The sequence below is a fragment of the Caballeronia glebae genome (assembly GCF_001545035.1).
Taxonomy (GTDB): Bacteria; Pseudomonadota; Gammaproteobacteria; order Burkholderiales; family Burkholderiaceae; genus Caballeronia; species Caballeronia glebae.
In genome coordinates this window covers 1-25,644 of sequence record NZ_FCOJ02000041.1, presented here as the reverse complement: position 1 = coordinate 25,644, position 25,644 = coordinate 1, and the positions used below count along the sequence as shown (strand labels likewise).

Sequence of the window (25,644 nt, the reverse complement as noted above, 5' to 3'; positions counted from 1 at the left end):
GTCGAAGCCGCGCATTATAACGCAAACCTGTACGTTCGCGTACAGGTTGCCGGGCATGCGGAGTGCTAGGAAAGAGGGCGCGATGATAGACTTGAAAGCCTCGCGGCGCTGGCCTTCGGCGCCGCCCGACCGTCACGAAAACAGAAACGCATGAAAGCCAAACGATTCTCGATGATCCGCGATTTCCACCTGGCCGACTGGTTCACGCTGGGCAACGCGGTATGCGGCACGGGCGCGCTTTTCTCGTCGATGTCCTATCTCGACGACTCGGACGTGCTGCATATCTATCTCGCGTGCGCGCTCGTGTTCGCCGCGCTCGTCTTCGACGTGCTCGACGGCCGCATCGCGCGCTGGCGTCAAAAGGCGTCGCTTCTGGGCAAGGAGCTGGATTCGCTCGCCGACGTGATCTCGTTCGGCGTCGCGCCGGCGATCATCGGCTACGGATTCGGCATGCGCGGTTTCTACGATCGCGTGATACTGGCGTACTTCGTTGCGTGCGGCGTGTCGCGGCTCGCGCGCTACAACGTCACGACCGAAGAGATGTCGGGCGGCGGCGGCAAGGTCACGCATTTCGAAGGCACGCCCATTCCCACGTCGTTTGTCATCGTGCTGCTATTGACCATCGGCGCGTGGTCCGGCGCGATCGGCGAGAGCATGTGGCTCGGCACGGTGCGTCTCGGCGGCTTCACGATGCATCCGCTCGTGCTGATCTACGCGATTTCCGGCTCGCTGATGATCAGCCGTATTCGCATTCCCAAGCCGTGACCTAAGCCGCGACCCAAGCCGCGACCTAAGCCGTGACGAGCTGCGGCGCGTTCGCCACGGAACGCGCCGCACGGCTCGCGGTTACATCGAATTTTCGCTGAAGCGACGCCGAGAGAAACTCGACGAAGGTTCTGATCTTCGCGTCGACATGCTGGCGCGACGGATAGACCGCATACACGCTCGCGCCCAGCAGCGCAAAGTCGGGAAAGAGGCGCACGAGCCGACCGGCCGCGATGTCGTCGGCGACGAAGTAATGCGGCATCGCGCCGACGCCCACGCCCGCCAGCAACGCGACGCGAATCGCCTCGGTGTCGTTCACCACGATCTGATCCACGGCTTCGGCGCTGCCGGGCGTATTCGGCGCGAGTTCCGCGTGCCATTCGCATGGATGCGCGAACGGCGCGTTGATGCGCGTGAGCGCGTGCATCGGCAGATCGCCGACCGATTCCACCGCATGGCGCTTGAGATACGCGGGCGCCGCGACCAGCACGCGCTGGAAGCGTCCGACGATCCTGTACGTGTTGCCCGAGTCGGGCAGCGAAGCCGCCGACAGCACCGACACGTCGAACTGTTCCTGCACGAGATCCGGCAGGCCGGGCAAGAGCCTGAGATCCACCGTCACTTGCGGATAGGCGCGCCGGTATTCGACGATCGTCGACATCAACTGCGCGAGACCGAGATCGGGCGCGGCATGCACGCGCAAACGGCCGCGCGCGACGGTCGCGGCGTCGCTTGCCTCGGCGTCGGCGGCGTCGATTTCGGCGAGGATCGTCTTGCACTTGCGGTAGTAGCGCTCGCCGCTGTCGGTGAGCGACACGCGACGCGTCGTGCGCTGCAAGAGCCGCGTGCGCAGGATGTCTTCGAGCGCCACGACCGCGCGCGAGACGATGCCCACGCTGCAATCCATGTCCTTCGCGACGCCGCTGAAGCTGCAGGTCTCGGCGACGCGCGAGAACACGCGCATGCTGAAGAGCTTGTCCATGTCCGCTTCACCTCCCGATCCGTTCGTGTTCGGCGCGCTCTTGCCGCGCGATGGACTCACGATACGTTCGAGCAGGGCGTCACGCCATCAGCCGTGGATACAGGCGCGTCATCCTTGCGTATAGGACGGAGTTCGGGATCAAACTCACGATCGAGCCGCGTGATGACGCCCGATCACGATGAAATGCGCGAGCGCGATGAGCGGAAAGCACGTGGCGACGCTCGCGACGAGCGTCCAGCCGCCGTGCTCGTAGAGCGGGCTTGCGAAGGCCGAGCCGAATGCGCCGCCCACGAAGATGCTCGTCATGTACACCGCGTTCAGCCGGTTTCGGCTCGCGGCGTGCAGCGCGTAGATCTCGCGCTGGCCGAGCACCATGTTCATCTGCACGGCGAAGTCGAGCACGATGCCCGTCACGACGAGCGCGCCCACGCCCCAGGCCGGATGAATCACGGCAGGCAGATACGCGACCGCCGCGAGTATCAACGCGATGAAAGTGGCGCGCACGGTGTGGCCCGCGTCCGCGAGACGCCCGGCGATCGGCGCGGAAGTCGCGCCCATCGCGCCGATGAGCGCAAAGATGCCGATGGCCGTCTGCGAAAGTCCGTAATGCCGCGTCAGCTCGACGGGAATGCCGGTCCAGAAGAGACTGAACGACGCGAACATCAGCGCCTGATAGAGCGAGCGATGACGCAGCACCGGCATCGTGCGCACGAGATGCCCGAGCGAGCCGATGAGCTGAAAATACGTCGCCTGATGATTCGGCTGACGGCTCGGAATCGTGAAGGCGAGCACGGTCGTGATGCCGACCATCAGCACGGCGGCGGCCCCGAACATCACGCGCCAACCGAAGTGGCCCGCGACGAGGCTCGATATCGGCCGCGACAGCAGAATGCCGAGCAACAGTCCGCTCATGATGGTGCCGACCACCTTGCCGCGCGATTCGTCCGCCGCGAGATGCGCGGCGAGCGGAATCAGAATCTGCACCGCCACCGACGAAAAGCCGATCAGGAGCGAGATCACGAGGAACCAGCCGGGCGTGTGCGTGAACGTGGCCGCGGTGAGACTCGCGATGGACACGAGCGCGGTCGCGATCATGAGCTTGCGGTTTTCGAGCAGATCGCCGAGCGGCACGATGAAGAACAGCCCGAGCGCGTAGCCGATCTGCGTGAGCGACACGATCAGGCTCGCCGTGCCGCCGGCCATGTGCAGATCCGGCGCGATCAATTCGGTGATCGGCTGCGCGTAATACAGGTTCGCGACGATCGCGCCGCAGCAGAATGCGAAAAGCGCGATCAGGCCGCGCGTGAGTTCGACGTGCTTGCCGCCGTCGAGCGCGGTCGATGTTCGAGTCGACATGTGGGTTCCTGGAGTGGCAGAACGGGACTATACGGCGTCGACGCGCATCGCGCTCGACACGCCGCTCGCGCCGTTTTCATCAGATGAAAGCGTGCGCTTCAAACCTATACATATAGATGATTTCGCGGCGCTGGCCGCGTGCGTAAGATGACTTCATCCAAGCGGTGGACCCGTCTCATGCCCGCCGACATTCATGCATGGTCCAGGACAACGCACTTGCAATCGCCTTCCAGAGTCTCCGTGATCGACGATGACGAATCCGTCCGCGTCGCCTCCTCCAGCCTGTTGCGCTCGCTCGGCTGGGAGGTCAGTCTGTATCCGTCGGCGGAGGCGTTTCTCGGCGCCGATCCGCTCGACGGCCTCGCGTGCATCATCACCGATCTCAACATGCCCGGCATGTCCGGCCTGCAACTTCAACAACGTCTGCGCGAGCTGAAACCGGGCGTGCCGGTCATGTTCATCACCGCGTTCGCATCCGATGCCGCGCGCCGTCAGGCGCTCGACGGCGGCGCGGTGTGCTTTCTCAGCAAGCCCGTCGATGGAACCGCTGTCGCCGATTGCCTGGAACGCATCAGGCAAGGCTTTTTGAAGGATTAGAATGCTTGGCGTAATCCGCGCATGCTCCGTTCTGTCGCGCGCGCCGCGATCACTTCAACGAACGTCTTTTCGAACGCCGATGACCACGTGATGGAGACATTCCAGAGCGCGCCGCGCGCGGTGCGTCACGATACACGCATCGTATCGATGCTCGCGGCGGCCATCGCGCTCGCCGTGTTTCTCATCGACGCGCTCACGCCGCTCGATATCGCCATCGCGGTGCTGTATGTCGTCGTCGTATTGCTGATCGCATCGACGGGCAATCGCGCCGCGACGGTCACGGTGGCGTGGGGCTGCGTGATCCTCACGCTCATCGGCTTCATTCTTTCGCACGACGAGAACGTGTCGGGCGGCGCGCTCGCGCGTTGCGCGGTGAGCCTGCTCGCGATCGGCACGACCGCCATTCTCTCGCTGCGCATTCAGGCCACGACGACCAAGACGCAAGAGCAGCTCGAACTGCTGAATCTCGCGCACGATGCAATCGTCGCGCACGACATGAACGAGCGCATCACGTTCTGGAATCGCGGCGCGGAAGCGCTCTACGGCTATCCGGCGCAAGAGGCGATCGGTCAGCCGATCCATCGCATGACGCAATCGAACTCGCCCGTGCCGCACGCGCAGATTCGCGCGGAGCTTTTGCGCTCGGGCCGTTGGGACGGCGAGATCACGCGTGTGCGCCACGACGGCGGCGAGATCGTGATCGCGAGCCGCGCGGCCTTGCTGCGCGACGCGAAAGGCGTGCCGTGCGCGGTGCTCGCGACGAGCAACGACATCACGCAGCGCAAGCGCATGGAAGCGGAGTTGCAGCGTCAGCGCGATGCGTTGAAGCGCAGCGAAGCGTTCCTGCTCGACGCGCAACGGCTCTCGCTCACGGGAAGTATCGCGACGCGTCTGCCCGCTGGCACGATGTGGTGGTCCGACGAGGCGTATCGCATCTTCGATTACCCGCGCGACACGACGCCTTCCATCGAAGCGATTCTGGCGCGCGCGCATCCCGACGACATCGCGATCGTGCGCGGCGCGCATGAAGCGGCGTTGGAGGGCGCGTGCGAGATCGACGTCGAGCATCGTCTGTTGCTGCCCGACGGCTCGGTGAAGCACGTGCATTTCGTCGCGCATCGCGCATCGAGCGAAAGCGACGGCGACGGCGACGAATACGTCGGCGCGCTGATGGACGTCACCGAGACCAAGCTCGCGCAGGAAGCGCTCGCGCGTTCGACGGCCGAGCTTGCGCACGTGACGCGCGTCACCATGCTGGGCGAGCTGGCCGCGTCGATCGCGCACGAAGTCACGCAGCCGCTGGCCGCGATCGTCACGAGCGGCGACGCCGGCTTGCGCTGGCTCAATCGCGCGCAACCGGAAATCGCGGAGGCGCAGCAGTCGATCGCGCAGATGATCCGCGACGCCAAGCGCGCGAGCGAGGTCATCGCCCGCATTCGCGCGATGGCGAGAAAGCGCGACAGCCAGCCCGCGACGCTCGACGTGAACGAGATCGCCGGCGAGACGATCGAGCTCGTGCGGCGCGAACTTGCGCGTCATCGCGTGGACGTGCGCACCGATCTCGCGATGCCGCCGCCGACCGTGCGCTGCGATCGCGTGCAGTTGCAGCAGGTGCTGATCAACCTGATGATGAACGCCGCGCAGGCGATGTCCGGCGTGGACGGACCGCGCGTCTTGCGCGTGGCGACGTGCGAGAGCGAGAGCGATCCCGGTTACACGCAGATCGCCGTGCAGGATTCCGGCACGGGTATCAGCGAGGACAACGCCCGCCGACTCTTCGATGCGTTCTTCACGACGAAGGCCGAAGGAATGGGCATGGGCTTGTCGATCTGCCGCTCGATCATCGAGGCGCATGGTGGCAGGATATGGGCGGAATCGCCCGATGAAGGCGGCGCGCGCTTGTGCTTCGTGTTGCCCGCAAACGAAGGGGAAAACGATGAGCATTGACAAGGACGCGGACACGAAGGCGCACGGCGCGATGGTCTACGTGGTCGACGACGACGAATCGATGCGCGACGCGCTTCGCATGCTGCTGCGCTCGGTCGGCCTGAACGTGATGACGTTCGCGTCCGCGCACGAGTTCCTTGCGCACGACATGCCCGAAGTGCCGAGCTGCCTGATCCTCGATGTGCGGCTGAAAGGGCAAAGCGGCCTCGCCGTGCAGGAGCAGATGGCCGCGAGCCAGCTCGGTTTGCCGATCGTCTTCATGACGGCGCACGGCGATATCGCGATGACCGTGAAGGCGATGAAAGCCGGCGCGAAGGATTTTCTCGCGAAGCCGTTCCGCGATCAGGACATGCTCGATGCCGTCGCGCAGTCGCTGCAGGCCGACGAGGAACGGCGAGCGGCGAGCCGCTCGGTCGCGGACTTGCGGCGCTCGTATGAATCCCTGACGCCGCGTGAGCGCGAAGTGATGGCGTTCGTCGTGTCGGGTCTGATGAACAAGCAGATCGCCGCGGAAATGAATCTCAGCGAGATCACGGTGAAGATTCATCGCGGCCAGGCGATGAGAAAAATGGCGGCGCGTTCGCTCGCCGATCTCGTGCTGAAGGCCGAAGCGCTCGGCGTGAAGATGCCGCAAGGCGCATCGACGCCGCCGCGCGCTCAGCGGCTTTGAATCATCGTTGCGGCGGCTCGATCATCGAACGCGCCGCTTCTTCCTTCAGCGCGATCCGTTCCAGCGGCAACTCCGTGTCGTAACCCGCGCGATCGAGCGCGTTCCAGTCATGCGGCGCGCTCAGCGAATACCACGTCCCGAACGCCAGCACGGCGGCGCAACCCGATAACAGCCTGCGTGTCGATGTTTCGCTCATGATGCGCTCCGAGTGCGTGACCATGACGTCAGCTTAGTGAAGCGCATGCGCGCCGGCCATTCTACGAACGACTCGGCGCGCTCATACAAACGTGTGATTCGGCTGCTCGCGACGAACAACGATCGCGATTCTTTCGAACGACCGTCAAGTTCACCTTTCAGCGGCCGTTTACACGTAAATGAAAAAGCCGCCGCCCACCGGCGCGGTCTTCCCAAAGCGCCTGGCTCGCCGCAGCACATCGCGCGGCACTCCGAGGCGGTACACGGAAATCCCGACAAACCGCTCAATGCCTCTCGCATGCGCCCGATTCATCCAAAGATGCGCCTCGCCAGCCTGGCCGTGGCGTCGCTCGTTTTGCTCTCGTCGTCCGCGTTCGCCGACGATCCGCCCGTCGTGCCGCTCACCGGCGGCAAGCTGCTGCTGACGGGCGGCGTCTCGGAAGTCGAAGGCGCGGCCGGCGGCGGCCTGACGCCGTGGGCCGTCATCGGCGGATACGGCACCGCGAGTCAGCTCGGCGCGAACGCGCACGGCACCTACATCCGCACGCAGGACTACGCGCTCGGGACGTGGGGTTTGACCGTGGGCGTCGCGAATCGCGTCGAACTGTCGCTCGCGCGTCAAAGCTTCAATACGCGCGATGTCGGCGCGCAGCTCGGCCTCGGCGAGAATTTCAAGTTCAACCAGAACATCTTCGGCGTGAAGGTTCGTCTGCTTGGCGACGCCGTGCTCGATCAGGACACGTGGATGCCGCAAATCGCGGCAGGCTTGCAGTTCAAGCACAACGAAGAGGGCGCGATCGTGAAGGCGGTCGGCGCCGCGAGCAATTCGGGCACCGATTTCTACCTCTCCGCCACCAAGCTGCTGCTCGCGCAAAGCCTCTTGCTGAACGGCACGCTCCGTTTCACGAAGGCGAACCAGTTCGGCTTGCTCGGCTTCGGCGGCGATAAATCGAATGCTTATCACCCGGAATTCGAGTCGTCGGTGGCGTATCTGTTGTCTAAGAACGTCGCGATCGGCGGGGAATATCGCATGAAGCCGAACAACCTTTCGTTCGCGCGCGAGCAGGACGCCTACGATGCGTTCGTCGCGTGGGCGCCCAACAAGCACGTCTCGCTGACGGCGGCGTATGTCGCGCTCGGCGACATCGCGACCGTGAAGAATCAGCGCGGTCTCTACGTTTCCTTGCAGGCGGGGTTTTGACGATGAAAATCCGCCATGTTGCGCTGCTGGCTCTCGTGCTAGGGTGCGCCAACGCGCACGCCGACGACGCGCTCTACAAACAGTTCGGCGAGAAAGAAGGGCTGACGAAAATCGTCGACGACATGTACGACAACGTGCTCTCCGATCCGCGTACCGCGCCGTATTTCGACAACGCGCCCGTCAAGCGCATCAAGCAGAAGCTCGTCGAGCAGATTTGCGTGCTGCTCGACGGCCCGTGCGTCTACACCGGTCGCCCGATGCGGCGCACGCACGAAGGCCAGAACATCGACCGGGCCGCGTTCAATGCGCTCGTCGAAGACTTGCAGGCCGCGATGGACAAGAACGGCGTGCCCTTCCACGCGCAAAACAAACTTCTGGCGAAGCTCGCGCCGATGTACCGCGAGGTGCAGGACCGCGAATGAACATGCTCAAAACTCTCGTTACATTGCTCGCGTTCGGCGCGACGCTCGCCCATGCCGCGAGCGTGCGCGTGCAAGTGCTCGATCAGGCAGGCGCGCCCGTGCCCGACGCCATCGTTTATGCGCTGCCCGTGAACGGCAAGCTGCCCGCGACGAAGCCCGCGGGCGCGGTCATCGACCAGATCAAGCGACGCTTCGTGCCGATGGTGTCGGTCGTGCAGACGGGCGCGTCGGTGACGTTCCCGAACAAGGACAACATCGAGCACGACGTCTATTCGTTCTCGCCGCCCAAGCGCTTCGAGCTGAACCTGTATCACGGCGTTCCGGCTAATCCGGTCGTGTTCGACAAGCCCGGCCTCGTCGTGATGGGCTGCAATATTCACGATTCGATGGTCGCGTATCTGCTGATTGTCGATACGCCGTGGTTCGCGAAGTCCGATGCGAGCGGCGGCGCGACCATCGAGAATCTGCCCGCCGATGCGTACAAGGTGATCGCGTGGCATTTCCGCCAGAGCGATCCGAACGCGCAGCCGACGCAGAAGGTCAACGCGGACGGCGTGGCGAAGTTCACCCTGCAACTGCGACCCGCCGAATAGGACGCCCGACACGATGCGCCTTCACAGCCTGCGCGCGCGGATCGCGCTCGTCTTCGTCGTGCTGATGCTCGTCGCGCAGGCGGCGGCGTTTCTCGTCATCAACTCGGTGATTTTGAAGAACGCGCATCTCAACGCCGAGGAGCAACTTTCGGTGGCCGAGCGCGTGTTCGCGCAGGTTTTGCGCGACAACAGCGAGCGCTTGACGCAGGCGGCGAACGTGGTCGCGCTCGACTTCGGTTTTCGCGAGGCGGTCGCGACGCACGACAGCAAGACGGTCGCGTCCGCGCTGCAAAATCACGGCGACCGCATCCACGCGGATGTCGTGATGCTCGTCGATCTCGACGGCAAGCTGATCGCCCATAGCGGCGGCGTTGGGCCCGAAGGAATGGCGTTTCCGTTTCCCGCGCTCATCAAAACGGTCGCGAAGAACGGCGATGCGTCGTCGTTCGGCATGATCGGCCCGCGTGCGTATCAGCTCGTGGCGGTGCCGGTGAAGGCGCCGATCACGATCGCGTGGGTCGTGATGGGCTTCGCGATCGACGACGCCCTCGCGCGCGATCTGAGTTCGCTCACGTCGCTCGATGTGTCGTTCCTCGCCGTCGGCGACGACGGAAAGCGAGGCGTGCTCGCGAGTTCGCTTGCTCACGAAGCGCGCGACGCGCTCACGGATCAGGCGCAACTCGCCGCCAACGGCTACGCGACGCGCGTCATGCGGCTGCACTCCGAAGGGCGCGCGGTGGCGGTGTTGCTCGAACGCTCGCTCAACGAGGCGCTCGCGCCGTTTCATCGCGTGCAGACGACGTTGCTCTTGATCACGCTCATCGGCGTGCTCGTATCGATCGTCGGCAGCGTGCTCATGGCGCGCTCGGTCACGCGTCCGATCGCGGCGCTCACGCAGTTTTCGAAGCGCATCGGGCAGGGCGATTACGCCGCGCCGATCGAGATTCGCCAGAACGACGAAATCGGCGAACTGGCGCGCGCGTTCAATCAGATGCGCGACGGTATTTCCGAGCGCGAGAAGCGCATCACGGAACTCGCGTATATGGACCGGCTGACCGGCCTGCCGAACCGCGCGCTTTTCAACGACCGCCTGCAGCAGGCGATCGGCGCGGCGCTGCGCGGCAATCGTCCGCTCGCCGTGATGATGATGGACCTCGACCGCTTCAAGTACGTGAACGACACGCTCGGGCATCCGATCGGCGACATGCTGCTGTGCGAAGTGGCCAAGCGCCTGCGCGCGGCGCTGCAGCGTGAGACCGACACGGTCGCGCGTCTGGGCGGCGACGAGTTCGCCGTGCTTCTGCCGACGGACGATCTGGCCAACGCGCGTCTTCTGGCCACGCGCATGCTGCACGCGCTGGAAGAGCCGATCACGATCGAAGGGCAGCTCGTCGACGTCGGCGCGAGCATCGGCATCGTCACGTTTCCGCAGAACGGCGCGGACATGAACGTGCTCCTGCGCCGCGCCGATATCGCGATGTACGTGGCGAAGCGCTCGAATCTCGGCTTCGCGGTCTACGACGAACGTCACGACCAGAACAGCGCCGAGCGTCTTTCGCTGATGAGCGAGCTGCGGCAGGCCGTCGAGCACGATCAGCTGACGCTCTATTATCAGCCGAAGGTCGATCTCGCGACGCAGCGCGTGAAATATGTCGAGGCGCTCGTGCGCTGGGATCATCCGACGCGCGGCTTCGTCGCGCCCGACCAGTTCATCCCGTTCGCGGAGCAGACCGGCTACATCAAGACGATTTCGCGCTGGGTCGCCGACAAGGCGATCGGCCAGTGCGCCGCGTGGAGCAAGCGGGGCATCGACCTCGCCGTGTCGGTGAACGTGTCGGCGCGCGAGCTGATTCAGTCGACGCTGCCCGAAATCTTCCAGAGCCTGCTCGACAAGCACGGCGTCGCGCCGGAATCGATCTGGATCGAGATCACCGAGAGCGCGATCATGGACGACCCGAATCACGCGATCGAGACGCTCGACCGGCTGCACGCGCTCGGCATTCGCCTGTCCATCGACGATTTCGGCACGGGTTATTCGTCGCTGTCGTATCTGAAGCGCATGCCCGTCGACGAGCTGAAGATCGACAAGTCGTTCGTGATGGGCATGGCGCTGCACAAGGACGACGAGACCATCGTGCGCTCGACCATCGATCTCGGGCACAACATGGGGCTGAAGGTCGTGGCGGAGGGCGTCGAAACCGAAGAGATGCTGGAGCGGCTCAAGACGCTGCGCTGCGATCTGGCGCAGGGATATCACCTGAGCCGGCCGCTGCCGCCCGCGAAGCTCGAAGCCTGGCTCGAAGCGTGGCAGACGAACCCGGAGGTGTCGATCGCCGGGCCGGAAGAGGCGTAGCGGCGTCTACCAGGCGCGGCCGCGCTCGGCGTTCGCGACGGCCTGTTCGTCGTTTCCTGCCGCGTCGCCGTCGCGATCGGCGAACCGGAAAGCGCCGCGTTCTTCCGATTTCGCTTCGTAAAGCGCGGCGTCGGCGCGTTTCAACGTGCTTTCGAAGACCTCGCCCGGACGCGCGAGCGCGATGCCGATGCTCACGCCCACGCGCACCGTCAGCCCGCACGCGAGCGTGTACGGCGCGGACAACTCGCGGATGATCTTGCGCGCGAAAACGGCGTTCGCGCCGTCCGCGATGTAGGTCGCGACGATCGCGAATTCGTCGCCGCCGAGCCGCGCGGCCAGCTCGCCGCGACGCATCGCGTTGCGCAGGCGGTCGGCGACGAGCTTCAGCAGTTCGTCGCCCGCATTGTGGCCGTGCGAGTCGTTCACGCGCTTGAAGCCGTCCAGATCGACGTACATCACCGTCACCTTTTCGCGGCCCGCGCCGCCCGACATCAGACGCCCCGCGTGATCGCCGAGATAACGCCGGTTCGGCAGGCCCGTGAGCGAATCGTGATGCGCCCAGTGCAGAATTTTGGCTTCGGCTTTGCGGCGCTCCGTCACGTCCTCGATGATGATCACCGCGCTGCCGTCCGGCACCGGATTGCGGCTCAGTTCCAGATGCCGGCCGTCGCGCAACGGAAGATCGAGCGGCAGATTACCGTTTTCGAGCCATTGCGCGCAGCGCTCGGCGAACTGCGCGCGCAGCGTTTCGCCGAACTTCGCGAGCCCGACATAGCCGATGAATTCCGGCAGCGAAACGTTCAGCCGCAGCATTTCGACGGTCGCACCGAACAACTCGGCCGCCTTGCGATTCGCGATCACCACCTTGCCCGACGCATCCACGGTGCAGAGGCCGTGCGGCATGTGCGCGAGCGCCGCGTCGAAGCGCGCGGCGATTTCGGCGTGGCCCTGCTCGGCGGTCATCAGCGCGACGAGGCCGCGGTAGTGGCGTTGCACGACCGCGGACATCGCGCCGATATAGAGGATGAGCGGCGGCACGAGAATCCAGTAGCCGGACGGCCCGAACAGTCCGCCGACGCCGATCGGCAGCGCGCCGAGGCACACCTGCGCGATCGCCAGATGCGGCGTGCCCGCGTTACGCGACGCGACGCCGCCGAGCAATCCCGCCGTCACCATGATCGCGAGCGACGCGAGAACGGCGTCGCCGGATATGACGCAGGCCATCGTGCCGAGGCCGGTCACGAGACAGGTGAGAAGAGCGAACGGCGCATAGCGCGCGGCCCAGGGGCCGGGATGCGGCGCGCTGCGGCCGCTCAGCGCGCGATAGCGGGACACGATCGTGAGACGCGTGGCGAGCAGAAGCGCGTCGGCGGTGAGCCATAGCATCGTCCAGACGGACGGCTGGCGTCCCAGAGCGATCAGCGCGACGAACGCGCCGGAAATGCCGGACAGCAGAAGCGGGCGGATATCTTCGACGAGCGTCGACAGGAGCTGCGCGCGAAGGGCGGGCGTGATGGAGCCGTCCTCTGTGGCCGGCGTGGCCAGAATCGAATCGATCAAGGACGGATTGCCTGACATACGTGAGACCGGGCCAGCGTGAGGATGAAGATGAAGACAGCGGCGATGCCGTTACCGCTGGTAGTCGTGTATACGGCGGCGTGTGGGCGTTCTTTAGGCAAGACTGCGGCGCGGATTAGAAAGAATGTCGGCGGATTATTCACCCCCAGCGCATTCTGACTTTCCTCCAAGCCTGATTATTATTTCTCGCGGACATAGTAATTTACCGCTCAAGTCTTTCATTTCACGGCGCACGCGCGGGTTTTGCCTCATCGAAAGCTTTCGTTTCAGAGGTGATCATGTTCGGATGTCCTGCGCGCGATGCCGCGAAGGCGTCGTCGGTAAGGAATGAAATAAGCAGTATCGTCGGAAAGATGGCCACAGAAACCGTCGGGCGATTCATAAAAGGAGACGTCATGGACACGAACTCTCTCTCACCCGGTGCAAAAGGCGGGTCGCACGCCGAGCACCAAAAGCAGACGAGGAAGGCGACCGCGAGCGGCTGGATCGGCTCCGCGCTCGAATACTACGACTTCTTCATCTACGCGCAGGCCGCCGCGCTGATCTTTCCGCAGCTCTTCTTTCCATCGGGTAATCCGAAAGTGGCGATCGTCGCGTCGCTCGCGACTTACGGCGTCGGCTACGTCGCCCGCCCGATCGGCGCGTTCGTGCTCGGCCACTGGGGCGACACCCACGGCCGCAAGACCGTGCTCGTGCTGTGCATGTTCCTGATGGGCTTCTCGACGATGGCGGTCGGCTTGCTGCCGACGTATCACAGCGTCGGCATGCTCGCGCCGACGCTGCTCGTGATTCTGCGGCTGGTTCAGGGCTTCGCGGTCGCAGGCGAAATTTCCGGCGCAAGCTCGATGATTCTCGAACACTCGCCGTTCGGGCGGCGCGGCTATTTCGCGAGCTTCACGCTGCAGGGCGTGCAGGCCGGGCAGATTCTCGCCGCCGCCGTGTTCCTGCCGCTCGCGTACTACATGCCCGAGGACTCGTTCAATTCCTGGGGCTGGCGCATTCCGTTCCTGCTTTCGGCTTTCGTGCTGGTCGCGGGCTACATCATCCGGCGCGAAGTGCATGAGACGCCCGCGTTCGAGAAGGAAGGCGAGAAGGGCGCGGTGCCGCGCTCGCCGATCGTCGATGCCTTCAAGTACAACCTCGGCGACATGATCCGCGTCGTCTGCATGGCGCTGATGAACGTGATTCCCGTGGTCGCGACCATTTTCGGCGCGGCGTATGCGGTGCAGGCGGCCTACGGCGTTGGCTTTCACAAGAGCGTGTATCTGTGGATTCCGGTCGTCGGCAACATTCTCGCCGTCGTGGTGATCCCGATCGTCGGCAATCTCTCCGACAAGATCGGGCGCAAACCGCCGATCATCGTCGGCGCGATCGCGTCGGGCCTGCTGTCGTATCTGTATCTCTACGCGATCAGCATTCACAGCGTCGGCATGGCGATTGTCGCGTCGCTGCTGATGTGGGGCATCGTCTATCAGGGCTATAACGCGATTTTCCCGAGCTTCTACCCCGAGCTCTTTCCGACGCGCACGCGCGTCTCCGCGATGGCCATTGCGCAGAACGTCGGCACGACCATCACCGCGCTCTTGCCCGCGCTGTTCGCGACTGTCGCGCCGCCGGGATCGATGAACATTCCGTTCACGATCGGCTCGATCACGCTCGCCGTCACGATCATCGCGGCGATTGCGGCGTGGAGCGCGCGGGAGACGTATCGCATTCCGCTCAATCAGCTCGGCGAGCGCGACGCGCGTCCGGTCGAGAAAACGGAGTACGAGCGCCTGCGCGCGGAATCCGTCGCCAACGCGCGCGCTTCCTAAACCTCCTTCCCCCAATTGCTTTTTCTCACGGCGGCGCGCGATCCGCGCCGTCCGCGTGCCCTTGCGCGCGCATTTTTCTCAACCGGTGAATTCAAGTGAAGACAGACTCAGGCAAAACGCGTATTGCAGTGGCGGGTGCGGGTTATATCGGTCAGGCGCACATGGGCGTCGCGCAGGCGAGTGCGAGTTGCACGCTCGGCGCTATCGTCGATCCGGCGCCGGCCGCCGTTGCAATCGCGGAGAAAGCGGGCGTGCCGCTCTACAGAACACTCGATGAACTCCTCGCGAAGGATCGCCCGGACGGCATCGTGCTCGCGACGCCGAATCAGTTGCACGTCGAGCATGCGCGAATCTGTATCGCCGCTGGCGTGCCGATTCTGCTGGAAAAGCCGATCGCGCCGACCGTGGAGGAGGCGCAGGCGCTCGTCGATGAAGTTGAGCGCTCGGGCGTGAACGTGCTGATCGGCCATCATCGCGCGCACAGCCCGATCATGGCGCGCGCGAAACAGGTGATCGACGAAGGGCGTCTCGGCAGACTGGTCGCGGTGATGGGCAGCGCGGTGTTCTTCAAGCCCGACGAGTATTACGCCAGCGCGCCGTGGCGGCGCGAGCCGGGCGGCGGCCCGATCCTGCTCAACATGATCCACGAGGTGCACAACTTGCGCATGCTGTGCGGCGACATCGTCGCGGTGCAGGCGTTCGCTTCGCACGCGACGCGCGGCTTTCCGGTCGAAGATACTGTCGCGATCAATTTGCGTTTCGCGAGCGGCGCGCTCGGCACGTTCATGCTGTCCGATACGGCCGCGTGCCCGCGAAGCTGGGAGCAGACGTCGCAGGAGAACAAGGCGTACTCGACGTATCCCGACGAAGACTGCTACGTGATCGCGGGCACTTTCGGTTCGCTTTCCGTGCCCACGATGCGTCTCAAATCCTACGCGAAGGCCGAAGATCGCTCGTGGTGGAAGGCGTTCGAGGAGAACATCGTGCCGATGCGCCGCGACGATCCGCTAGCGCATCAGATGGAACATTTCGGGCGCGTGGTGCGCGGGGAAGCCGAGCCTATTGTCAGCGCCCGCGACGGGCTGCAGAATCTGCGGATTACCGAGGCTATCGTGCTTGCCGCCACGAGCGGCAAGATCGTCGAGACCGCCTGAAACTTTTCAATTCCCCTTCCAGTTCAAGGAAATCACATGGCAAAGATTCTGACGCTGCACGGCGTCAACCTCAACATGTTCGGCAAGCGCGACCCGAAGCAGTACGGCACGGCGACGCTCGCGCAGATCGACGAGCAAATGGCCGCGCTGGGCAAGGAGCTAGGCGTGGACGTGGAGGGCTACCAGACAAATATCGAAGGCGAGATGTGCTCGCGCATTCATCGCGCGTTCGAGGAAAACGTCGACGCTATCGTCATCAACGCGGGCGCGTGGACGCACTACAGCTATGCGATCCGCGATGCGCTCGCTATTCTGAAGGCGCCGATCATCGAAGTGCACATGTCGCACGTGCACGCGCGAGAAGAGTTTCGCCACAAATCGATGTTCGCGGAAATTGCCAGAGGGCAGATTTCCGGCTTCGGCGTGGACAGCTACCTGCTGGGCCTGCGCGCCGCGGTCGCAGCGATAAACGCAATCGACGCGGGCAAATAAGGCCGCAAGGCGGGCAAGTTTCCGGCGAGACGTGTGGACGTCTCGCCGGTGTAGTCAGACTCAGGCCGGGTGACTGAAGTCCTTCGAGGCGGGCGTAACCGGCTCGCGTTCGCTCTGCTTGCGCAGCGGCTCGTGATTGCGCTGCGCCGCGCCGCGGATGAACAGCACCGCACCAATCGCGCAAATTGCCCAGACCACCGCGATGATCGTCAAGTAGCTCATATCCCTCTCCCCGATGCTCCGAGCGCGGGCGGCTCAGGCCGTCACCGCTGCTCCCCTCTGTTGGCCCTGTTGGTCCGTTACGCTTGCGACGCGGGCAGCGTCAGCAAGCGTCCGATCAGCTTTTGCGCGAGCGCATGCTGCTCGGTAATGGTCACTGCATCGCCGGCGGTGGCGTTGCGCTCGCCGCGCAGCTTCCCGGCAAGGCGCATGATGTTGTCCGACACCGACTGCAGCGCGTTCAGCAATTCGGCTTGCGTCGCCGCCGCGCTGTCTTGTGATCCTTCCGTGAAACACTCCGCCGTGCGATGCGGCTTGGCGTTTCCTTCCATCGTTTGATACATGGCGACCCCGTCGTGAGTGGATGATGCAATTCTCCCGCCGACGCGCCTTAAGCAATCCTCCGAACAACCCCTGATTTCGGCTTCAATTCGTTTGTTGTGCGTCCCTCGAACATCGGGTGCGCGGCTGCGGTAGGTCCGCCCATCAAGGCTTCGCGGGTCGCCAGGCGGTAAAATCGCAGATCCGTCCACAGATAATCGGCCTTTTTTGCAGCGCCCTGTGGGGTCATCCGCACGAAAAAACAACAGTTTTTACCCAATGAGCAGACCACAAGTCGGACGAAACGACAAGCGCGATCGTTCGGGCGGAAAAATCGGTAATTCCTTGTAGTTCACGCAGGCATCGACATGGTTTCAGGCAACACGAACGAAGCACCTCCACACGAAGCGCTCAAACGCGGGCTCAAGAGCCGCCACATCCAGTTGATCGCGCTCGGCGGCGCAATTGGCACCGGTCTTTTTCTCGGCGTCGCGCAAACGGTCAAGCTCGCCGGGCCGTCCGTGCTGCTCGGCTATTCGATCGCCGGGCTGATGGCGTTTTTCATCATGCGGCAACTAGGCGAGATGATCGTCGAGGAGCCGGTCGCCGGTTCCTTCAGCCATTTCGCCGATAAATACTGGGGCCACGCCGCCGGCTTTATTTCCGGCTGGAATTATTGGGCCATTTACATTCTGGTGAGCATGGCGGAGCTATCGGCCGTCGGCATCTACATGCATTACTGGTGGCCGCACTTGCCGATGTGGATATCGGCGCTTGCATGCTTCGTGATCGTCAACGCGATCAATCTGACGAGCGTGAAGTCCTACGGCGAGACGGAGTTCTGGTTCGCGATCGTGAAAGTGGCGGCCATCGTCGCGATGATTCTGTTTGGCGGCTGGCTGCTCGTGTCGGGCAAGGCGGGTCCGGAGGCGAGTGTCGCGAACCTGTGGCGGCTCGGCGGCTTCTTTCCGAACGGCGTGCACGGCCTCGTGATGTCGATGGCCGTGATCATGTTCTCGTTCGGCGGGCTGGAGCTCGTCGGCATCACGGCGGCGGAAGCGGAAGATCCGTCGCGCAGTATTCCGCGCGCGACCAATCAGGTCATCTATCGCATTCTGATTTTCTATGTCGGCGCGCTCGCCGTGCTGCTTTCGCTCTATCCGTGGGACAAGGTCGCGACCGGCGGCAGTCCGTTCGTGCTGATTTTCTGCGAGATGAACAGCACGCTCGTCGCGAACGTGCTCAACGTGATCGTGCTGACAGCCGCGCTGTCGGTGTACAACAGCGGCGTCTACGCCAACAGCCGCATGCTCTACGGCCTCGCGCAGCAGGGCAACGCGCCGCGCGCGCTGCTCAACGTGAGCGGGCGCGGCATTCCGCTCGCGGCGCTGGCGGTGTCGGCGCTGGCGACGGCGACGTGCGTCGTGATCAACTACGTGATTCCGGGTCGCGCGTTCGGCCTGCTGATGGGTCTCGCGGTGTCGGCGCTCGTCATCAACTGGGCGATGATCAGCATCATCCACCTCATGTTCCGCCGGCAGAAACGCGCGAACGCCGAAGCGACCGCCTTTCCGAGCTTCGCGTATCCGTTCACGAACTACATCGTGCTCGCGTTTCTCGCGGGCATCGTGTGGGTGATGTACGAGATTCCGGATCTGCGCCTGTCCGTGTTCCTGATTCCCGTCTGGCTGGCCGTTCTCGGAATCGGCTACTATCTCAAAAGAAGAGGGCGCTGACGTGAAGCGCGCCCATTGTCTGCAATCTCGCTGATCTCTCGTCCCCACACCGTCACCATGTTCGAACATATCGATGCTTACCCCGGCGACCCGATCCTGTCGCTGAACGAAAACTTCCAGAAGGACCCGCGCACCAACAAGGTCAATTTGAGCATCGGCATTTACTTCGACGACGAAGGCCGCCTGCCTGTAATGCAGGCCGTGCGCGAAGCGGAACTGTCAATCCTGAAGGAACTCGGCCCGAAACCTTACTTGCCGATGGCCGGTTTCGCGCATTATCGCGACGCGGTGCAGGCGCTCGTGTTCGGCAACGACAACCCCGCGCGCGCCGACGGCCGCATCGCGAGCGTGCAGACGCTCGGCGGATCGGGCGCGCTGAAGGTCGGCGCGGATTTCATCAAGCGCTATTTTCCGAAGTCGCAGGTGTGGGTGAGCGACCCGACCTGGGAGAACCACCGTTTCATCTTCGAGCGTGCGGGCTTCGAGGTGAATACGTATCCGTATTACGACGAAGCCACCGGCGGCCTGCGCTTCGATGCAATGCTCGACGCCATCGACAAGCTGCCCGCGAAGAGCGTCGTTCTGCTGCACGCGTGCTGCCATAACCCGACGGGCGTCGATCTCGATCAGGCGCAATGGGTGAAGATCGTCGACGTGCTGCAAAAGCGCGATCTGCTGCCGTTCGTCGATATGGCGTATCAGGGCTTCGGCTCGGGTCTGGACGACGACGCGTTCGCCGTGCGCGAGATCGCGCGCCGTGGCGTGCCGGCGTTCATCGCCAATTCGTTCTCGAAGAATTTCTCGCTGTACGGCGAGCGCTGCGGCGGGCTGCACGTGGTCTGCGACGACGCCGGAGCAGCCGATCGCGTGCTCGGCCAGTTGACGAGCGCGGTGCGCGCGAACTACAGCAATCCGCCGACGCACGGCGCGAAGATCGTCACGCATGTGCTCAACACGCCCGAACTGAAGCAGTCGTGGGAAAAGGAACTCGCGTCGATGTGCCAGCGCATCGCGCGCATGCGCCAGGCGATTCACGACGGCCTGAAGGATCACGTGCGCGGCGAAATGCTCACGCGCTACATCAAGCAGCGCGGCATGTTCACGTACACGGGTCTGGTCGCGGAGCAGGCGGACCGTCTCAAGGAGGAGTTCGGCGTGTACATTCTGCGCTCGGGCCGCATGTGCGTCGCGGGCCTGAACGACAGCAACGTGCAGATCGTCGCCGACGCCATCGGCCGGGTGCTCGCGAAATAAGCGCCGAAGAAAATAGCTACATCACGGGACAGGACAGCACTTTCTGCGGCGGCAGGCTGCCTGGTCCCGTGTTGACCTGCGTGCCGCGCGTTGGCGTCAGGATGAGCCGCACGCTCGTCGTGCCTTCGTTCGCGAGCACGTACACATCGCCGCTTCCTTCCGGCTGCCAGTACACGCGATACACCTCGCCGTCCTTGTAGACATGCAGCGCGCCGTGCCGCACGGCGCCGCCTCGCCAGAAATTCACGCTTTCGCCTTCGCGCAGCGCGATCATGCCGTTCTGCCCGTTCGTGGCGCTTTCGAGCGTGCCGCAGACGGCGTCGTCGGCGTGCGCGGGCGCGCACGAGAGCGCCGCCAGTGCGCTTGCCCAAATCGTCAACGTTGCGCGTTTCATCGTGATTCGACTCCTCGTAAATTCGTGGCGCGTGCGCCGTGCCGCGCTTGCCGCAAGATATGCGCCGACGTTCCTCCGCGCGTGTGCTACTTTGAATGGAAGCAGCCTTCGATCATGGAGGGTGACATGACTGTGATTGCGCCGGACGAAAGAGCGGAATTCCTTGCGATTCTCGCGCGCCATCGGCTCGACGAGAGCGATTTTCTCGTGCACGAAGGCGGCGCGTCCGATGTCGTGGACGACGTGTATCCGCTGCAAGGCCAAGTCACCATCACGCGACGTTCCACCTTGAAGGAACGCGAATATCGCATTGGACACGGCACGGAATGGACCGCCGCGTTCGAAAAAGACTTGAATAAAGGCGTGTTCAATTGAACAAGCACGCGCAAGCAGCTTTTTCCACGCACTTTTTTGAAGCGGAGCAGGCGATGAGACCGACCGAATTCAAATCGTTCAAGGCGCACGTCGCGATGATGCTGCGCGATCTGCCCCACGGCGTGACGGCCGATCTGACCGACGTCGCCGTCGCGTACTGGAACGGCACGCAAGTGGTCGGAGCCTATCTGCGCGACAACGGCCGCATCGACGAGGATTTCGATTTCGACGAAAACGCGTGGGGCGTCTGGCGCGAAGAATTCCTGACGTGGTTCGATGCGCCGCGCTTCTCCGAGCGCGCCGATCTCAAGGCGGCGTTCGTCTCCGGCGTCATGCCGGCGAGCGCGTACGGCGGACTCTGGCCGCGGCCGCGCTGATTCCGCTTTGATCCCGCTTTAATCCCGCTTTCGATCCGCAAGGCGCGCCTGCGCCTCATTCGCGGAAGCTATCTGTAAGCGCTTCTCGCACGTTTCATCTCCCGCCCAACGGCACAACGATTGCTCTCCTCCTGCACGCGACAGCGTCCGAACCACGACCGCGCGACGGCCGTGTTCCGCCTTTCATCGTCACGGAGGATCTCAGCATGGCTGGCAACGGAAGACTCAATCCGCTCACGTTCTTTACGGCCATAGTGTTTATCGTCATCGGCGTGGTGCTGGCGGCGGGCGGTGCGTATCTCGTTGCGCTCAAAGGATCGTGGTACTACGTGATCGCGGGCGCGGCCATCGTGCTGACCGGGCTGTTGCTGCTGATCCGGCGGCGTTCAGCGTTGCTCCTTTTCGCGCTGATGCTGTTCGCTTCGACGATCTGGGCGGTCGTCGAAGTGCAGTTCGATTTCTGGCAACTGATGCCACGCTTGTGGATCTGGGTGCTACTCGCGATCTGGCTGCTGATTCCTTTCGTGCATCGCGGCGCGCTGTTCGGGCCGCCCTCGACCGCGCGCGCGGCGCGCACGCCGCTCGCCGCCGCCATCGTCCTTGCGCTGCTGCTCGGCGTCGGCACGTGGTTCAACAATCCGCACGACCGGCCGGGGCGCATCGACGTGAGTGTCGCCGCCGATGCCAATCAGCCCGATACAAACGCGGCGACCGGCCGCGCGCCGGGCGACTGGATCGACTATGGCGGCTCGCCGCTCGCGCAGCGTTATGCGCCGCTTACGCAAATCACGCCGGAGAACGCGAATCGGCTGAAGGTGGCGTGGACGTATCGCACCGGCGACATGCCCGGCGCCGACGATCCGACGGAAACCACCGACGAGAACACGCCGCTCAAGGTCGGCGACACGATCTTCCTGTGCACGCCGCACAGCAAGGTGATCGCGCTCGATGCCGCGAGCGGAAAAGAGAAGTGGCGCTTCGACCCGCAGATTCAGAGCCCGATCGGGTTCAAGCATTGGGAGCACATGACTTGCCGGGGCGTCGCTTATTACGATGCGTCGATGCACCCGATGCCCGCCGCCGCAGCTTCCGAAGCCGCATTTGCTTCGGCACCGGTCGATGCGAACGCGCCGGCTGCATCGTCCGATGCGCAAGCGCAGGCGGCGTCCGCGCCGGCCGAAGCCTCCGCGCCCGTGCAGACGCCCGCGCAAACCACGGCGCAGGCCGAATGTCCGCGACGTCTCTTCCTGCCGACCGCCGACGCCCGCCTGATCGCGCTCGACGCGGACACCGGCAAGCCGTGCGCGAGCTTCGGCAAGGACGGTTCGATCGATCTGCGCGCGAACATCGGCCCGTTCACGCCGGGCGGCTATTACTCGACGTCGCCGCCGGCCGTGTTCCGCAATCTCGTGATCGTCGGCGGCCACGTGACCGACAACGAATCGAACAACGAGCCTTCGGGCGTGATCCGCGCATTCGACGTCAACGACGGTCATCTCGTCTGGAACTGGGATTCGGGCAACCCGGACGCCACCGAGCCGATCGCGGCGGGCGGCACCTACGTGCGCAACTCGCCGAACATGTGGTCGATGTTCAGCGTCGACGAGAAGCGCGGGATCATCTATCTGCCGATGGGCAATCAGACGCCCGATCAATGGGGCGGCGGGCGCACGCCGCAGGCCGAAAAGTTCGGCGCCGGCCTGGTCGCCCTCGACGCGGCGACGGGCAAGCTGCGCTGGAACTATCAGTTCACGCACCACGATTTGTGGGATATGGATGTCGGCGGCCAGCCGACGCTCGTCGATTTGCAGACGGCGCAGGGCGTGCAGCCGGCGGTGATTGCGTCGACGAAGCAGGGCAGTATTTACGTGCTGAATCGCGAAACCGGCAAGCCGATCGTGCCGATCAGCGAGGTTGCGGTGCCGGGCGGCGCGGCGCAGGGCGATCACACCGCGCCGACGCAGGCGGTCTCCGCGCTCAACTTCAACCCGCCGCGCATCACGGAAGCGAACATGTGGGGCACGACGCCGTTCGATCAGCTCTGGTGCCGCATCAAGTTCAAGAGTCTGCGCTACGACGGGCCGTACACGCCGCCGTCGGAGCAAGGGACGCTCGTGTTTCCGGGCAACTTCGGCGTGTTCGACTGGGGCGGAATTTCGGTCGATCCGGTGCGGCAGATTCTGATTGCGAATCCGGACTACATGGCGTTCACATCAAAGCTGATTCCGCGCGACAAGATTCCGGGGGCGAACGGCGAGAAGAAGGGCAGCGAAACGAGCGGCATTAAGCTCGCGCGCGGCACGCCGTTCGGCTACGAGATCAGCGCGTTTCTTTCACCGCTCGGGATTCCGTGCCAGGCGCCGCCGTGGGGCTACATGGCGGGCGTGGACATGCGCAAGCAGAAGATCACGTGGATGCACAAGAACGGCACTATCGTCGATAGCGCGCCCCTGCCGATTCCGATGCCGCTCGGCGTGCCGAGCCTCGGCGGGACGATCGTGACGGCGGGCGGCGTCGCATTCCTGACGGGCACGCTCGATCAATACGTGCGCGCCTACGATGTGCGCGACGGCAAAAAGCTGTGGGAAGCGCGGCTGCCGGCGGGCGGACAGGCCACGCCAATGAGCTACGCCGATGCGAGCGGCAAACAATATGTGCTCGTGACGGCGGGCGGTCACGGCTCGCTCGGCACGAAGGCCGGCGATTACGTAATCGCCTACGCGTTGCAGTAAATGCAGGAACGCGGCGCGGCGAATATTAGCCCGCGCCCGCGCGTTACGCTCGCCGATAGGCTTCGGCCATCAGCGCGCTGACTTTGGCGCGTGCGTCGAGCGCGTCGTGCATGGCGGCGCGCAGCTTGGCAGCGATGAAGGAAACGAGGGCGATCGGGGTGGCGGCGAAGATTCCCATGATGAACTCCGTACTAGGGTAACTGACTAGGTAATAACCCTAGGTTAGCACATGTGACGCGCTGCAACAAATTTCTTTCGGGAAATTGACAATACGAAAAGGCGAATCGCCGCGTTGTCCCGGCCCTCTTAGGAGCATGCTGATGAAGACGCGGTTTCGTTCTCGCATCGCAGCGTAGGGCGCCGTCGTGCTCATCGCGGCGTTCGTGGGCGCGCGTAGCGGCGGCTCCGGCGAAGGCGGCGCGCGATCACGAGCGCGCCGAATCGCTACGCGATCTCGTGGATGCGCGTCGCCGGCTGCAAGGCAGCGTGACGCGCTTTCTTCGCTCTTCGACGACACGCGCGCAAGCGCCGCGCATGACGCGCCGTAGTCGCTGGAGGCGCTAGTCGGCATGCTGGAGAAAAGGGCGCGCGCGGCGGGATTCGCGCGCATGCGCGAGCTAAGCGCGGCCGTGTAGGAAGCGCGCTGGAGCGGCTGGACGCGACGCTCGTTGGATTGTGCGTGGAGCATGTCCTGCGCGCGAAGGCGTCGCCGGGCGCGAAGACGCGAGCGCGACGCGCCTAGACCGGCGGGTTCACCTTTGGCGGAAGGGCATCGAGTTGCCGGAACACGCTCAGCCAGTCCTCCAGATGCCACGTTTTCGACACCAGACCGTCGCGCAATTCGTGAAACGAATGGATGGCGAAGCGGATCGGCTTTTTTGTCGCGGCAATGCCGAGCAGCGGCCCGGACTGCGTGCCGCTCACTTCCGCGCGGATGCCGACGCGATCTTCCTGCATCAGCATGTCGAGAATCTCGATGCGCATGTCGGGCAGCGCGGTGGCGAGATCTTCGAAGATCGGGATCATCTGGTCCGGACCGGGCTTTTGTCCGGGCGGTTCAGGGACGTATTGCCAGTCGGGCGTGACGGCCTGCCGCAGCAGCGCGACGTCCTGGGTGGAAAACGCGCGATAGAGACGCTCGACCGCCTCGCGCGCGGCCGATTGGGTGAGCTGATTTGTCTGCATGGTGCCTCCTTGGTGAGGAATGGATTGCAGCACTGCGCAGCCACTTTAGCGCGATGCGGGAGCGAGCGCGAAGGGGGCGGTTCTGGCGGAGGCGTTATGCCGTGCGAGTCTTCTCCGTGTTTGACGAAGATAAACCGAATAAACATGTCGGAAATTCGGAGTTTAAATTTAGGATTAGAAGTTGTACTGATTATGTGAGGAAAATAAATCCACCAAAACTCGTGGAGATATTAGAGGACTGAGCAGGTCGCTTCAAAGAATAGTGGTAACTATCGCGTATAAAAATATGCGGAAGGTTTCGGTCTCTCGACTTTGGTGACTATCGCCTCTTTACACAACATCCCAGCGGATGGCGCTCAACTCAAACACGCAGCCGCTACCGTCACCGGTAGATTTGGCGTGCTATCGGCTCGCAGCCTTGGCCTGACGGCTCGCATCGTTCCTCTGAATGCTGGGCGGCTTACGGCAACACCGCTGCCAGCCCTCGTGCTCGACCGTGACGGCGGTCACTTTATCCTCGCCAAAACCGCGCTGATTCTCGAAGGCCTGCGAGTCGGTCAGCAGTGCCCGACGCTCAATCGGCAAAGTCATCGAACGGTACAACCGGAAACGCTGTGATTGAATCGGCAGCATGATCGCGCCGGACGTTCCGCTTAAAAATCTCAGAAACTGTCCGAACGAGTGAGGCTACCTCTCCTCTATCCGCGTCATCTTTGTTCCCATCGCGTTCGCCTTTGAGTTGCTCGAAAATATCAATAGACTCAAATGTCAAGCTGACCGTTCCGGGCGAATTTCGATATGGTCCGGTGCATGGCCATGCTGATGCCGCTGCAACACTGCCCTGTACGCATTCTCTAGCAGCCTGTTGAAATACCCTCTGCGCGAGTCATCCGGGCAGGAGGGGCAAACGTTGATTCAAGGAATCGAACGAC

26 protein-coding genes are annotated in these 25,644 nt (G+C 63.7%); 16 read left to right on the top strand and 10 right to left on the bottom strand.

Translation table 11 applies throughout. The annotated features are described in order from the left end of the window. Positions 1-150: 150 nt before the first annotated feature. The gene (gene pssA / locus AWB82_RS24515; protein ID WP_086971850.1) at positions 151-765 is read left to right on the top strand and encodes a CDP-diacylglycerol--serine O-phosphatidyltransferase; all 615 of its coding nucleotides are present in this window, start codon (positions 151-153) and stop codon (positions 763-765) included. Positions 766-790: 25 nt separating this feature from the next. Here pssA and AWB82_RS24510 read toward each other — a convergent pair whose 3' ends face one another. Next, positions 791-1,807: a LysR family transcriptional regulator gene (locus tag AWB82_RS24510; protein ID WP_235023425.1), complete on the bottom strand. Its 1,017-nt coding sequence runs from the start codon at positions 1,805-1,807 to the stop codon at positions 791-793. An 84-nt stretch (positions 1,808-1,891) separates the two neighbouring features. Then, on the bottom strand, positions 1,892-3,103 hold the full coding sequence (locus tag AWB82_RS24505; protein ID WP_086971848.1) for an MFS transporter: 1,212 nt from the start codon (positions 3,101-3,103) through the stop codon (positions 1,892-1,894). 216 nt (positions 3,104-3,319) lie between these two features. Between AWB82_RS24505 and AWB82_RS24500 the strand changes: the two genes are divergently transcribed. From AWB82_RS24500 to AWB82_RS24490, 3 genes are all read left to right on the top strand, one after another. After that, a complete protein-coding gene (locus AWB82_RS24500) occupies positions 3,320-3,700 on the top strand; it encodes a response regulator transcription factor (protein ID WP_235023424.1) in 381 nt (126 codons plus the stop codon). A 90-nt stretch (positions 3,701-3,790) separates the two neighbouring features. Beyond that, positions 3,791-5,647 (top strand): PAS domain-containing sensor histidine kinase, encoded by a 1,857-nt coding sequence (locus AWB82_RS24495; RefSeq protein ID WP_086971932.1) that lies wholly within the window; start codon positions 3,791-3,793, stop codon positions 5,645-5,647. Continuing rightward, positions 5,637-6,317 (top strand): response regulator transcription factor, encoded by a 681-nt coding sequence (locus tag AWB82_RS24490; RefSeq protein WP_086971845.1) that lies wholly within the window; start codon positions 5,637-5,639, stop codon positions 6,315-6,317. The genes AWB82_RS24495 and AWB82_RS24490 overlap by 11 nt, the downstream gene beginning before the upstream one ends. 1 nt (position 6,318) lies before the next feature. On the opposite strand, the gene AWB82_RS24485 is transcribed toward AWB82_RS24490, so the two are convergent. Next, positions 6,319-6,513: a hypothetical protein gene (locus AWB82_RS24485; RefSeq protein ID WP_235023423.1), complete on the bottom strand. Its 195-nt coding sequence runs from the start codon at positions 6,511-6,513 to the stop codon at positions 6,319-6,321. A 318-nt stretch (positions 6,514-6,831) separates the two neighbouring features. Between AWB82_RS24485 and AWB82_RS24480 the strand changes: the two genes are divergently transcribed. From AWB82_RS24480 to AWB82_RS24465, 4 genes are read left to right on the top strand one after another with little or no spacing between them, the layout of a single operon-like run. Continuing rightward, positions 6,832-7,713 carry a DUF3034 family protein gene (locus AWB82_RS24480; RefSeq protein ID WP_235023422.1) on the top strand — a complete coding sequence of 294 codons (882 nt, stop codon included), beginning with the start codon at positions 6,832-6,834 and terminating at the stop codon, positions 7,711-7,713. A gap of 2 nt (positions 7,714-7,715) precedes the next feature. Next, on the top strand, positions 7,716-8,135 hold the full coding sequence (locus AWB82_RS24475; protein WP_086971840.1) for a group I truncated hemoglobin: 420 nt from the start codon (positions 7,716-7,718) through the stop codon (positions 8,133-8,135). Next, a complete protein-coding gene (locus tag AWB82_RS24470) occupies positions 8,132-8,728 on the top strand; it encodes a methylamine utilization protein (protein ID WP_086971838.1) in 597 nt (198 codons plus the stop codon). Before AWB82_RS24475 ends, AWB82_RS24470 begins: the two co-directional genes overlap by 4 nt. A 13-nt stretch (positions 8,729-8,741) precedes the next feature. Then, positions 8,742-11,081, top strand: a complete 2,340-nt coding sequence (locus tag AWB82_RS24465; RefSeq protein WP_086971836.1) for a bifunctional diguanylate cyclase/phosphodiesterase — start codon at positions 8,742-8,744, stop codon at positions 11,079-11,081. A gap of 6 nt (positions 11,082-11,087) precedes the next feature. Here the strand turns inward: AWB82_RS24465 and AWB82_RS24460 are convergent, their stop codons facing one another. Next, the gene (locus AWB82_RS24460) at positions 11,088-12,659 is read right to left on the bottom strand and encodes a sensor domain-containing diguanylate cyclase (RefSeq protein WP_086971834.1); all 1,572 of its coding nucleotides are present in this window, start codon (positions 12,657-12,659) and stop codon (positions 11,088-11,090) included. Between the two features lie 395 nt (positions 12,660-13,054). Here AWB82_RS24460 and AWB82_RS24455 point away from each other — a divergent pair, with 395 nt between their 5' ends. The 3 genes from AWB82_RS24455 (at position 13,055) to aroQ (ending at position 16,119) form a co-directional block, all read left to right on the top strand. Beyond that, complete coding sequence (locus AWB82_RS24455) at positions 13,055-14,473, top strand: MFS transporter (protein ID WP_086971832.1); 1,419 nt, start codon at positions 13,055-13,057, stop codon at positions 14,471-14,473. A 95-nt stretch (positions 14,474-14,568) separates the two neighbouring features. Continuing rightward, positions 14,569-15,627 (top strand): Gfo/Idh/MocA family protein, encoded by a 1,059-nt coding sequence (locus tag AWB82_RS24450; RefSeq protein ID WP_268811041.1) that lies wholly within the window; start codon positions 14,569-14,571, stop codon positions 15,625-15,627. A gap of 36 nt (positions 15,628-15,663) precedes the next feature. Then, on the top strand, positions 15,664-16,119 hold the full coding sequence (aroQ, locus tag AWB82_RS24445; RefSeq protein WP_086971828.1) for a type II 3-dehydroquinate dehydratase: 456 nt from the start codon (positions 15,664-15,666) through the stop codon (positions 16,117-16,119). A 60-nt stretch (positions 16,120-16,179) separates the two neighbouring features. Here aroQ and AWB82_RS38055 read toward each other — a convergent pair whose 3' ends face one another. Next, positions 16,180-16,341, bottom strand: a complete 162-nt coding sequence (locus tag AWB82_RS38055) for a hypothetical protein (RefSeq protein WP_200818197.1) — start codon at positions 16,339-16,341, stop codon at positions 16,180-16,182. Positions 16,342-16,418: 77 nt separating this feature from the next. Then, on the bottom strand, positions 16,419-16,682 hold the full coding sequence (locus tag AWB82_RS24440) for a hypothetical protein (RefSeq protein WP_086971827.1): 264 nt from the start codon (positions 16,680-16,682) through the stop codon (positions 16,419-16,421). Positions 16,683-17,027: 345 nt separating this feature from the next. On the opposite strand from AWB82_RS24440, the gene AWB82_RS24435 reads away from it, so the two are divergent. Both AWB82_RS24435 and AWB82_RS24430 read left to right on the top strand, forming a co-directional pair. After that, positions 17,028-18,395: an amino acid permease gene (locus tag AWB82_RS24435; protein ID WP_086971825.1), complete on the top strand. Its 1,368-nt coding sequence runs from the start codon at positions 17,028-17,030 to the stop codon at positions 18,393-18,395. Positions 18,396-18,452: 57 nt separating this feature from the next. Continuing rightward, positions 18,453-19,649 (top strand): amino acid aminotransferase, encoded by a 1,197-nt coding sequence (locus AWB82_RS24430; protein ID WP_086971824.1) that lies wholly within the window; start codon positions 18,453-18,455, stop codon positions 19,647-19,649. Between the two features lie 16 nt (positions 19,650-19,665). On the opposite strand, the gene AWB82_RS24425 is transcribed toward AWB82_RS24430, so the two are convergent. Then, complete coding sequence (locus AWB82_RS24425; protein WP_086971822.1) at positions 19,666-20,043, bottom strand: hypothetical protein; 378 nt, start codon at positions 20,041-20,043, stop codon at positions 19,666-19,668. 126 nt (positions 20,044-20,169) lie between these two features. On the opposite strand from AWB82_RS24425, the gene AWB82_RS24420 reads away from it, so the two are divergent. The 3 genes from AWB82_RS24420 to AWB82_RS24410 all read left to right on the top strand — a co-directional run bounded on the left by AWB82_RS24420 (position 20,170) and on the right by AWB82_RS24410 (position 23,527). Continuing rightward, complete coding sequence (locus AWB82_RS24420; protein ID WP_086971820.1) at positions 20,170-20,418, top strand: hypothetical protein; 249 nt, start codon at positions 20,170-20,172, stop codon at positions 20,416-20,418. Positions 20,419-20,471: 53 nt separating this feature from the next. Next, positions 20,472-20,795: a hypothetical protein gene (locus tag AWB82_RS24415; protein WP_086971930.1), complete on the top strand. Its 324-nt coding sequence runs from the start codon at positions 20,472-20,474 to the stop codon at positions 20,793-20,795. Positions 20,796-21,001: 206 nt separating this feature from the next. Next, positions 21,002-23,527 carry a glucose/quinate/shikimate family membrane-bound PQQ-dependent dehydrogenase gene (locus AWB82_RS24410; protein WP_086971818.1) on the top strand — a complete coding sequence of 842 codons (2,526 nt, stop codon included), beginning with the start codon at positions 21,002-21,004 and terminating at the stop codon, positions 23,525-23,527. A gap of 43 nt (positions 23,528-23,570) precedes the next feature. Here AWB82_RS24410 and AWB82_RS38875 read toward each other — a convergent pair whose 3' ends face one another. From AWB82_RS38875 to AWB82_RS37730, 3 genes are all read right to left on the bottom strand, one after another. Then, positions 23,571-23,705 carry a hypothetical protein gene (locus tag AWB82_RS38875; RefSeq protein WP_268811040.1) on the bottom strand — a complete coding sequence of 45 codons (135 nt, stop codon included), beginning with the start codon at positions 23,703-23,705 and terminating at the stop codon, positions 23,571-23,573. A 560-nt stretch (positions 23,706-24,265) separates the two neighbouring features. Continuing rightward, positions 24,266-24,712, bottom strand: coding sequence for an ester cyclase (locus AWB82_RS24400; RefSeq protein WP_086971816.1), 447 nt, complete (start codon positions 24,710-24,712; stop codon positions 24,266-24,268). A 402-nt stretch (positions 24,713-25,114) separates the two neighbouring features. Next, positions 25,115-25,345, bottom strand: coding sequence for a hypothetical protein (locus tag AWB82_RS37730; protein WP_159462622.1), 231 nt, complete (start codon positions 25,343-25,345; stop codon positions 25,115-25,117). Positions 25,346-25,644 lie beyond the last annotated feature (299 nt).